The organism is Belnapia arida, from assembly GCF_016773205.1.
In the GTDB taxonomy this organism is placed as follows: Bacteria; Pseudomonadota; Alphaproteobacteria; order Acetobacterales; family Acetobacteraceae; genus Belnapia; species Belnapia arida.
On sequence record NZ_JAETWB010000076.1, the window covers coordinates 1 to 10,151 of the forward strand.

Genomic DNA, 10,151 nt, shown 5'->3' on the forward strand with positions numbered 1-10,151 from the left:
TCCTGCGCTGGGCATCCGTCCGCCGCATGCTGCGAAGGCTATGTCAGAAAACCACATGATCCCGGATGGACTCTTAGATTCCGGACGGGATATCTGTCGCACTTCGGAAGACGAATGGAGCGGGCGGATGCTCCGCACCCCCGACCGGTTTCAGGCCGTGACCTGTGCCGCCTCGACAATGCTGGGCGGGACAAGAGCGAGGCCTGCAGCGCGCTTGCCGGGACTGCCATCTTTCACCGCAGCGGCATGTTGCATGACCACTTCCTCAAGAGGCAGGCCGACCGCACCATCTAGAGGCTCTTAACGGGGCTTCGGTGTGGCCAAGCTGTCGGCGTGTCAAACCTACATGCACCAACACTTTCACTGAAAGTCGTTACCTTATAGTCAACCTCCGTCGCCGCCGTGACGTAGCCGAGCGCGGCGTGGAAATAACGGCAAAGGCGGAAGATTGATCCAAGTACCTTGGCGGTCGGAAATTTCAGGAGCAGGCTAAGGAAGATTGCCGCACGCCAAATGGTAGGCGGTGTTTCTCTCCCGTGATGGCTACTTTGGAGCCAGCTACGGTCGCTAAGCACCACACACATTGCCTGTAGAATTCAAAGCAAGAATGGAGGAAGCGATGTTGATCCAGCGGCGTACCTTGCTCGGAGCAGCTGCCACTACCACACTGATCCGCAACCCGGCAGCGGCGCAGAATCCGACAATACGGATTGGCGTGTTGAACGACCAGTCGGGCCTTTATCGCGACGATGGCGGTCCCACGAGCGCGATCTGCGCTCGACAGGCCATCGAGGAGTTTCGCTCCGCCAATCCGGCATTGAATGTCGAGTTGGTTGTTGCTGACCACCAGAACAAACCAGATATCGGTGCTGGAATTGCACGACAATGGTTCGATCAGGCTGACGTAGATGCGGTTGTCGACGTTCCAACCTCTTCTGTTGCGCTTGCAGTGAATACGGTCTGCCGCGAGAAAAACAAGGTGATGCTGAACTCCGGTGCAGCAACCACCGACCTCACCGGCACGCAGTGCAGCCCGAACACCGTCCAGTGGACGTATGATACCTACATGCTTGCGAAATCCACCGGCGGCGCCACGGTCAAGGCCGGTGGTGATACCTGGTTCTTCATTACCGCAAACTACGTCTTCGGACAGCAACTCCAGCGTGACACGGCGCGCTTCGTGACCGCCGCCGGTGGTCGTGTCCTCGGTGCTGCCACCTACCCTTTCCCCGAGACAACCGACTTCTCTGCGCTGTTGCTCCAGGCACAGGCGTCCCGTGCAAAGGTCTTGGCACTGTGCAACTCCGGTGGCGATACGATCAACTGCATCAAGCAGGCGCGCGAGTTTGGCCTGACGCGAACCATGCGCATCGCCGCCATGCTTATGTACAATAGCAATGTGCAAGCTTTGGGTCAGGATGCGGCGCAAGGCTTGCTCATGACTGAAACTTTTTATTGGGATCTGAATGACCGCACCCGCGCATTCATGGACCGAATCAGGCCGAAAACACCTAATCAGTGGCCCAACATGGTACAAGCGGGCTGCTACAGTGCAGTGCTGCACTACCTCAAGGCTGTGGCCGATATGGGACCCGCAGCGGCGAAAGCAGACGGTCGCGCAGTCGTGGCACGCATGAAAGCAATGCCAACCGACGACGATTGCTTCGGCCCAGGCCGCATCCGCGAGGATGGTCGAAAGCTGCACCCAGCTTACCTGTTCGAGGCTAAGAAGCCGTCGGAGAGCAAAGGGCGTTGGGACGGATTGAAGCTGGTTGCGACCACGCCTGCCGATGAGGCGTTCCGACCTCCGAGTGAAGGCAGCTGCGCATTGATAAAGCCCTAGACCAGATGTCCGTCAGAGGCGGGGGTGGGTTACCGTAGGCAGTGTAGCAGCGCCAGCGGTGAGCCATTGCAGGACCTCGGCGGTGTCGGGGTCTCCTCTTTCGTCTGGCCGCGCCCGCGTTTGCATGCTGTTCAGATGCAGTGGCGCACTGAGCGGGCGCCGCGGCTCTGATCGAGGACTACTCGGTTTGATCACCACTCAGCCTCGTCGGACCGCGGCAAGGTTTGCGGGTAGCTGTCTGCCGCCCATGAGCAGAGCGGATCAGCCTACGCGGATGCCGCGCGTGCGGATCACGCCACCCCACTTCTCCAGCTCGCGGCGGAGATAGGGCTCCCATGCGTCCGGGGCCGCTCCGACAGGCTCCATCGCCCCCTCATTGAGGTGCCCAATTACCTCCGGATGGCGCAGTGCGGTGAGGACAGCTCCATGCAGCCGGGAGATGATCTCAGTCGGTGTACCAGGCGGCGCGAGCATGCAGAACTCGGCGGCGCACTCAAAGCCGGCGAGCTTCGGCAATGTCTCGGCCACAGTCGGCACATCCGCTGCCTGGGCCGTTCTCGCGGGATTGCCGACACCGAGCGCTTTGATCTGCCCGCCACGCATCAGCGGCAGCGCCGTCGGCGCATCGGTCGGGCCCATTGCAACCTCCCCTGCCACTAGCGCCTGGGCCGCGGGCCCGCCGCCGCGGTAGGGCACATGCAGCAGCTCAACGCCCGCCATGATGGCCAATAGCTCCGCCGCGAGGTGCGCCGACGAGCCCGCGCCGGAGGAGGCATAGGCAACCTTGCCCGGCTCGGCCTTTGCACGCGCAATGAACTCCGTCATGCCGCCGGGCACCAGACGCGGGTTCGCGCCAAAAAAGATCGGCGTGCGTGCGAGCAGCCCGACTGGCGTAAAACCCGTCAGCGTGTCGTATCCGAGGTTGTCGTAGAGGTGTGGTGCCATGGCGTAGGTGCCGTTGGCGCCGATCAGCAGTGTGTGGCCGTCCGGCCTTGCGCGGGAGACGGCAGCATGGCCAACCGTGCCAGCTGCACCGGGCCGGTTTTCCACGACAAAGGGCTGGCCAAGGTCGGCGGAGAGTCGCTGGCAGAGCACGCGGGCGAGGAAGTCGGTTGAGCCTCCCGCCGCCCACGGCACTACGACCGTCACGCTCCGCGCTGGCCAAGAGCCCTGTGCGCGAACGGCGGTTGGGACGGCAAGGAGTGCGGCAAGTAGGGCGCGGCGGCTCAGCATGACGTCTCTCCCTGACGGGGTCAGCGTGTCGGTCCGGCCCGATCCCGTCAACCATGCGAGGGAGACCCGCTGGTCGCAGTACAGCTGCTCTCGACGCGAAGGTGGGAAAAATCGCTCAGATGTCGCCCTGCTCGCCATGTGCAGCCCCGACATCTAACCTGCGAATGGCACGCGGAGCGGAGCCTGTGGCGCGGATCAGAGCGGTCATGGCACCCTTTCGCCCGAACCATTTGGAATAAAAGACAGTGCCTTGCACGCGACGAACCCTGCTGTCCCTGGCTTTGGCTACGCCGATGCTGTTCGGGCCAACTGCCGTCCGGGCTCAAACCCCCTTCCCAACTCGCCCCGTTCGGATCGTCATGCCCTTCGCCGCGGGTGGTCCGACTGACGCAATTGCCCGATCCGTCGCTGCCAAGTTGGAGACGGAGTGGCGGCAGCCGGTCGTCGTGGAGAACCGTCCCGGCGCTGGTGGCAGCACCGGCAGCGCCGTCGTGGCTCGTGCCGCACCCGATGGATATACCCTTTTGGTGACAGCGAATTCGCATGTTATCAACCCTGCGGTGCTGCGAAGCCTGCCTTTCGACACGAACCGCGACTTTACGCCGATCGTCCGCCTAGCCGACGGTCCATTCGTGCTCGTAGTGCACCCCTCGCTCCGCGTCCGGACGCTGCCCGAGTTCGTGGCCCGGATGCGCGAGCGGCCAGGCGCTTTCAACTACTCCTCCGCTGGACACGGCACCAACAACCACCTCGCCATGGAGCGGCTGAAAGCCATAGGCGGAATCAACATCACGCATGTCGCTTACGGCGGTGCTGCCCCGGCCACTACAGCGTTGTTGAGCGGTGAGGTGCAGGCCATGGTCAACAACTTGGTCAATTCGCTCCCACACATCTCCGAAGGGCGAATGGTCCCTGTCGCGATCGGTGGGTTGGAACGATCGCCGGTGCTCCCGGACGTCCCCTCGATGAACGAAACCTATCCCGGGCTGACCGCCGTTAACTGGTATGCCGCCTTCGGACCTGCGGGAATGCCGCCTGACCTTGTCGCCATTATCAATGCCTCGATGACGCGTGCGGTCAGGAGCCCAGCTGTCGCTGACCGGCTGCAGTCGCAGGGCATCAGCCCGGCCGGTGGGCCGGCTACCGACTTTGCCCGACAAGTGGAGGAGGAGATCTTGACCTGGGGCCGCGTCGCCCGCGAAGCCGGCGTTAGGCCCGAATAGCCGAGCGATTTGCTGGAAGGCTATTCGCAAAATGTGCTCTTACCAACACGAGGCTTCACTGCTGTGTGTCAGCATTTGGGCGCCATAAAATTTTGGATGATAAGGGAAAATAGTAAAACGCGTTTATCGAAACAAGATCAATAGGGGTTAATCGCCTGCCGTTTCCATATCCCGCCTTATCCAACAACCGGCAGCACCCATCGGATCTGGCATCGGCTGAATCATCGTCGGCAGATGCCACCTCTACTTCCAGAAAGTTCGGGAGGATGGGCACCAAACGGCTCACCTCGCGCCAAAGGTTTCGGCCGACGGCTGTGGCCCAGATCGCATCGTATCCGTTCGGCCGGGCATACTCCGCACACAGCTCTGCAGATCGCGGAGATTCTCGGCGGCCGCTAGCTGGTCACAACAGCAGTAGCACGATCGCGGGCACCTAGCCTGACGCATCAGCCGCCCGGCGGCGGCAACCGCGGCGGGGCAGGGGGCTGAATCTCCAGCCGGGCTAGGCGTTCCATGATCGGACCCAACGCCTGGGCCACCGCAAGCGCGGCCGATGCCTGCGCCTTGGTGGTGACTACCTCGTCCAGACTCTCAAGCTTCGCTTCAATCCGAATTTGGCGCTCGCGCAGCTCCTGCATCTGGCCACGCAATTCCTTGATGGCGGCCTTATTCTCCGCCGCGAGCTCGGCCAGCCTCTTCTCTGCCTCGGTCAGGCGGTGCACCGCCAGCGCAACGGCCTTCAGGTCGTTCCAGATCGCCAACCGCCGTCAGTCCGCCAGCAGCGCCTCGGTCTCGTCAATGTTTCGGTGGATGCGGTCGAGCAGGCTGGTCAGCTCGGCGCGGGCGCTGGCCGAAACCCGCGGGCTCACCCCAGACTTCGCGGCGGCCTTCTTCGCCACTGGGCGTTTAGCCGCCGCCTGCGCGGCGACCTTTCGGCTGGACCGACTGGCAGGCTTGGAGGATCGGGTGATCTTCATGCCCGGCATATAAGCACACTGTTGCACAGCTGTGAGGCCTGACTATTGGAACAATTCTGCGTGTTTCCTCTATGTCCCATCCGGCATGAACAAGTACCTGGACGGATTGCCAAAGCCGGCCGACCCGACCTGGCTGTGGCACCGATGCTCCTATAGCGGTCAGGCGGCGTTTTAGGCTGGGAGTGGGTCGCTGGCCTCGGGTATGAGGCGGTCGGCAGTACGGCGGAGGAGTTCGCAGAGTTACAGGTGCGAGAGATCGCCCGCGCTGTGGAGTTAGCGAAAGTTTCTGGGGCAACCGTGGACTGAGCCCGGCCCGCCAACGCTATCTTTGGCAAGGCACCGCCTGCTCGGACTCATCTCGATCGTACCCTGTTATGAGACCTGTGCGCGGGTCCGATGAGCCACATTCTGTAGCGGCTGTCTCAGGCGGCCAGGCGCCAGATGCTGTGTCTCGGGCAATCCGCGCACAGGTCTCATTATACCAAGTCCCGTTGACCAAAACCTATCGGCGGCGGAGGACCGCCTTGCCGCGGCCTGCTACGGCCTCGACCTCGCCGCTCGTCTGTATGGGTTCTGACCAGCAGGATCAGTATAAGTGGATCAGATCATCCATGGCGCCCTCGCCAGCATCCAACGCAAAACCGACGGGACGCAAAACTCTTGCTGATCCCTCGGCCATATATGCTGAGATGGCTCCAGTCCAGGACAGGGATAAGCTGTCGGCATGATCTATCCGCTGCTGGAGGGCGTCGTCAGGCGCCTACGACACACCACCGCATACCTCGACTGCGGTCCGCAGGACGCGCCGTTGATCATCTTCGTTCATGGCTGGCCGGAACTGGCCATCAGCTGGCGTCACCAGCTGCGCTGCTTCGCCAATCTTGGCTTCCGCTGCGTCGCGCCTGACATGCGGGGCTATGGCCGTTCCTCCGTTCCTGGTCGGATCGAGGACTACGCCCTCGAGGCCATCGCGCAGGACATGCTGGATCTCTTGGATGGGCTCGGGCGCGAACGCGCCATCTGGGTCGGGCATGATTGGGGTTCCCCGGTGGTCTGGAGCCTGGCCGCCCACCACAACGACCGGGTCGTCGGCGTTGCCAACCTCTGCGTGCCCTACATCGCGCAAGGCTTCGCGCTGCCAAACCTGATTCCCTTGGTGGATCGGAACCTCTATCCCGAGGACCGCTTCCCCGCCGGCCAGTGGGACTATCAGGTCTTCTATGAAGAGCAGTTCGAGCGTGCCTCGGCGGTATTCGAGGCGGACACCTCGGCTACCATCCGCGCCCTGTTCCGCGCCGGCAATCCAGGGGCGCGCGGCAAGCCCTCACGTACCGCGACGATCCGAGCCGATGGTGGCTGGTTTAGCGGGGCCGACAGGGCCCCAGACGTGCCGATGGACCCTGCGGTGCTGGATGCTGAATCACTCTCTCACTATGCCGCCGCGCTCGCCCGGAATGGCTTCTCCGGACCGGATGCATGGTACCGCAATCACGCTCGCAATATCGACTACGCGGAGCGTGCGCCGGATGGTGGGCAACTGGCGATGCCCGTACTCTTCCTGCATGGGGCGCACGACTATACTTGCGACACCATGGACTCGCGCCTCGCCGAGCCGATGCGACGCGACTGCGTCGATTTAACAGAGGTGGTGGTGCAGTCCGGCCACTGGATGGCGCAGGAGAAGCCGGCGGCGGTGAACGCCGCACTATCCCGGTGGCTCGCAGCGCGACTGCCGGAAGCTTGGCCCGGCTGATGGCATGGCCCGGCACTGCTGCCGCAGCAGCTTGCGACGCATGCGCTTCATGGTTCGCTGTCGCGCCGGCCCATTCCAAGTCCTATTGAACCCAACCTATTGGCGGTACAGGGCCGCCCTGACGCAGTCCGCTCCAGCCTCGACGGAGCTGCTTTACTGAACAGGTTCCGGTCAGAGAGATTTAGTATTAGCCGCGCGCCTCAATGGAGGTGCCCGGGTTCAGATCTCGACCAGTGCCTGGTACCACAACCAGTGGCCGGCCTTCGCCGACAGCCTTGCTGCAGTACGGCGGGCACTTCGGAGCGAGCAGGGTTTCGCCGCGTCCCGAAAGTCGGTCGACGCTGGTAAATTTTCGCCAGCCCTCCGCGAAGGCAACGTATGCCCTTTGCCACGCCGCCCGAATGGCCAAACTCGAGCTTACAATGCTTGCAAGCTAAGAGAGGACCACGAGTGACAGCTTCGTCAGAAGCAAGCCCAAGCCCGATGATGCAGGCTTACGCCGCTCTGCGAACCGCGGCGCCGGACCATCTGATACTCTACCGCGTCGGGGAGTTCTACGAGATCCTGGGCCCTGACGCCCAGGCCGTCTCCCGCGCCTTGGGACTGCAGCTCACCCGGCGCCGGCAGCGAGATGCCGCCGATGTTCCGATGTGTGGCATCCCAGCTGGTTCAGCCGAGGGCATGATCGCCCGCCTTCTTAGCGCTGGCCACAAGGTGGCCGTCTCAGAGCAACCAGTTCTCGCGGGAGGTGAGCGGCCGCTTCAGCGTTTGACCCCCAGCACCTCGGTCGACGGCGCCGTACTGACGCCAAACCGTCCTAACGTACTCGCCGTTGCTTTCGCTGCCGGATCAGTAGTCGCCTTTGCCTATATCGACCTGTCCACGGGCGAAGCGGGCACCCTCACCTCCTCACTCGACGGCTGCAGCCCTGTCTTGGCCCGTATCGGGCCCGCCGAGATTCTAGTCGCACGATGGCCTGCAGGCTCCGAGGCTCTTGCCATAGCGATCCGCGGGCAGGATGCGCCTTTCTCTGATCTCTCCGACGCGGCACCGAGCGAGGAGACAACATCCACGATCCTCAAGGCCGCCTACGGCAATCATTGGAAAGAGATGGTGCAGGGCTTCTCCCCACCGGAGCTCACTTCCCTGGCTGCGCTGCTCCGGCACGTCCAAGCCACCACAGGACGGCTACCGGAGGCTCCCCTACCGCCACGCAGAGCCCCTATTGCCGACATATTGGAGATCGATGCCGCGACGCTCCGGGGCCTGGATGTGCTTTCGGCTCCCTCCGGACCAACCGCTACCTTGTTGGCGGTGATGGACCGTACCGTGACGGCTGCTGGCGCCCGCCTCCTGACGCGCCAACTTGCCGCACCGCTCACCAAACCTGAGACGATCCGTCGGCGCCTCGCCATGGTACGCTTCCTCAGCACAACTCCAGCAGTCCGCGTTGCCTGCCGAGAAGCTCTCTCTGGCATGCCGGACGCGCTACGGGCTTGCGGGCGATTGGCAATGGGCAAGGGCGGGCCGAGGGATCTCGCCACGATACGTGACGCTCTGCACCGAGCCTCCCAAGCCGCCTCCACCCTGGCCGAAGCTCCGGATGTACCGCAACCGCTAGCAGGCACCGGCCGGGAAGTTGGCCTCGCAGCCCAGGAAGGCTTGGCCAGCCTGGCCTCCACCCTCAGCCGTGCCCTAACGCCCAGTTTGCCGGCTGATGCTGAAGCGGGTGGCTTCATCGCGAATGGCTATAGCCACCCGTTGGACGAAACACGGTCCGAGGTAACCTTGCACGCCACAGCAATCGAAGCGCTGCAGGTCCGCTACAGCGCCGAAACCGGCGTCAAGGCACTGAAGATCCGAAGCAACGCCGTCATCGGCTGGCACGTCGAGATCCCGGCTACCCAGGCAAAGGCTCTCGGAAGCCGGTTCGTGCTGCGGCAGGGCCTGGCCTCGACGACCCGCTACAGCTCCCCCGATCTCGACAAGCTCGCGGGTGCCCTGGAAGAAGCCAAAGAACGGGCCATCCGCCTTGAACGCGCCGCCTTTGAATTCCTGCGCCGAGACGTGCTCGAGAAGCGAGGAAGCATCGCCCGGGTCTGTCACGCCGCAGCCGCCCTGGACCTGGTCTGTGGCCTCGCCCAGGCAGCCGCAGAGCATCTTTGGGTCGAGCCTGAGTTGGACGAAAGCAGCGACCTGGATATCGAGGATGGCCGCCACCCAATTGCTGAGCCACTTCTCGAGGTACAGGGGCGGGCATTCGAGCCGAATGGCTGCCAAATGGATCAAGCTGGCCGGCTATGGCTGCTAACCGGACCCAACATGGCCGGTAAGAGCACCTACCTACGCCAGGTGGCTCTGATCGTCCTCATGGCTCAGGTCGGTTCTTTCGTTCCTGCCAAACGCGCCCGCATCGGGGTCGTCGACAAACTATTCAGCCGGATCGGCGCGGCTGACGACCTCGCAGCAGGACGGAGCACCTTCATGGCCGAGATGTTGGAAACAGCGGCCATCCTAAACCAAGCCACGCCGCGATCCCTGGTGATCTTGGACGAGGTTGGCCGAGGCACCTCGACGCACGACGGCTTGGCGATTGCTCAAGCTGTCATGGAGCAGCTGCACACGATCGGCTGCCGAACCTTGTTCTCGACCCACTACCACGAGCTTGCAGATGCAGCCGATGCCATGCCCTATGCCATATGCATGGCCATGGATGCCTCTGCAGGACGGCACGGGGCAGTGTTCAGCTACCGGCTGATGGCTGGCCGCGCTGGCCGATCCTACGGGCTCAAGGTGGCCGCGCTGGCAGGCCTACCGAGGTCGGTTTTGCTGCGCGCAGCCGAACTTCTGGCTCAGCACACTGGAGAAGCTGCCGAACCCTTCCCGCTAAATTAGGGGCAAAGTATTTTGATACTGTATTGATCTAGCTAGGGTGATCTTGAAAGCAAGTAGGATTGCAGCGCGGCAATCAGCATGAGAACGGCGCGGCGATCAGGGGCTCTTCCTCGGTTCTGGTGCAGCGGAATGCAGGCCCAAGCGTGCGGTTCTTGCTCTGTCGCGAGCCTATTCGGGCAGGATAAGGCCTGAAGCCCCAGTTGGGGATCATGGACAATGAACTGCTC

At 63.0% G+C, this 10,151-nt stretch carries 7 protein-coding genes; 4 read left to right on the plus strand and 3 right to left on the minus strand.

The window, feature by feature from the left end; translation table 11 throughout:
• Positions 1-607 precede the first annotated feature (607 nt).
• Positions 608-1,843: an ABC transporter substrate-binding protein gene (locus JMJ56_RS31595; RefSeq protein WP_236038994.1), complete on the plus strand. Its 1,236-nt coding sequence runs from the start codon at positions 608-610 to the stop codon at positions 1,841-1,843.
• Between the two features lie 261 nt (positions 1,844-2,104).
• Here JMJ56_RS31595 and JMJ56_RS31600 read toward each other — a convergent pair whose 3' ends face one another.
• Positions 2,105-3,076, minus strand: a complete 972-nt coding sequence (locus JMJ56_RS31600; protein WP_202835848.1) for a Bug family tripartite tricarboxylate transporter substrate binding protein — start codon at positions 3,074-3,076, stop codon at positions 2,105-2,107.
• 359 nt (positions 3,077-3,435) lie between these two features.
• Between JMJ56_RS31600 and JMJ56_RS31605 the strand changes: the two genes are divergently transcribed.
• Complete coding sequence (locus tag JMJ56_RS31605) at positions 3,436-4,299, plus strand: Bug family tripartite tricarboxylate transporter substrate binding protein (protein WP_202835849.1); 864 nt, start codon at positions 3,436-3,438, stop codon at positions 4,297-4,299.
• 446 nt (positions 4,300-4,745) lie between these two features.
• Here JMJ56_RS31605 and JMJ56_RS31610 read toward each other — a convergent pair whose 3' ends face one another.
• The gene (locus JMJ56_RS31610; RefSeq protein WP_043343139.1) at positions 4,746-5,060 is read right to left on the minus strand and encodes a hypothetical protein; all 315 of its coding nucleotides are present in this window, start codon (positions 5,058-5,060) and stop codon (positions 4,746-4,748) included.
• Between the two features lie 6 nt (positions 5,061-5,066).
• Positions 5,067-5,198, minus strand: a complete 132-nt coding sequence (locus tag JMJ56_RS35140; protein ID WP_268885182.1) for a hypothetical protein — start codon at positions 5,196-5,198, stop codon at positions 5,067-5,069.
• 802 nt (positions 5,199-6,000) lie between these two features.
• On the opposite strand from JMJ56_RS35140, the gene JMJ56_RS31615 reads away from it, so the two are divergent.
• Together JMJ56_RS31615 and mutS are read left to right on the plus strand one after the other, a co-directional pair.
• Entirely contained in the window at positions 6,001-7,029 is a 1,029-nt protein-coding gene (locus tag JMJ56_RS31615) for an alpha/beta fold hydrolase (protein WP_202835850.1), read from the plus strand.
• Between the two features lie 483 nt (positions 7,030-7,512).
• Positions 7,513-9,924 carry a DNA mismatch repair protein MutS gene (gene mutS, locus JMJ56_RS31620; protein WP_202835851.1) on the plus strand — a complete coding sequence of 804 codons (2,412 nt, stop codon included), beginning with the start codon at positions 7,513-7,515 and terminating at the stop codon, positions 9,922-9,924.
• Positions 9,925-10,151 lie beyond the last annotated feature (227 nt).

Bases quoted from the DNA above. Each gene is read 5' to 3' on its own strand.
- mutS (WP_202835851.1), top strand. From the start codon at position 7,513: ATGATGCAGGCTTACGCCGCTCTGCGAACCGCGGCGCCGGACCATCTG.
- JMJ56_RS31600 (WP_202835848.1), bottom strand. From the start codon at position 3,076: ATGCTGAGCCGCCGCGCCCTACTTGCCGCACTCCTTGCCGTCCCAACC.
- JMJ56_RS31595 (WP_236038994.1), top strand. From the start codon at position 608: ATGGAGGAAGCGATGTTGATCCAGCGGCGTACCTTGCTCGGAGCAGCT.
- JMJ56_RS31615 (WP_202835850.1), top strand. From the start codon at position 6,001: ATGATCTATCCGCTGCTGGAGGGCGTCGTCAGGCGCCTACGACACACC.
- JMJ56_RS31605 (WP_202835849.1), top strand. From the start codon at position 3,436: ATGCCCTTCGCCGCGGGTGGTCCGACTGACGCAATTGCCCGATCCGTC.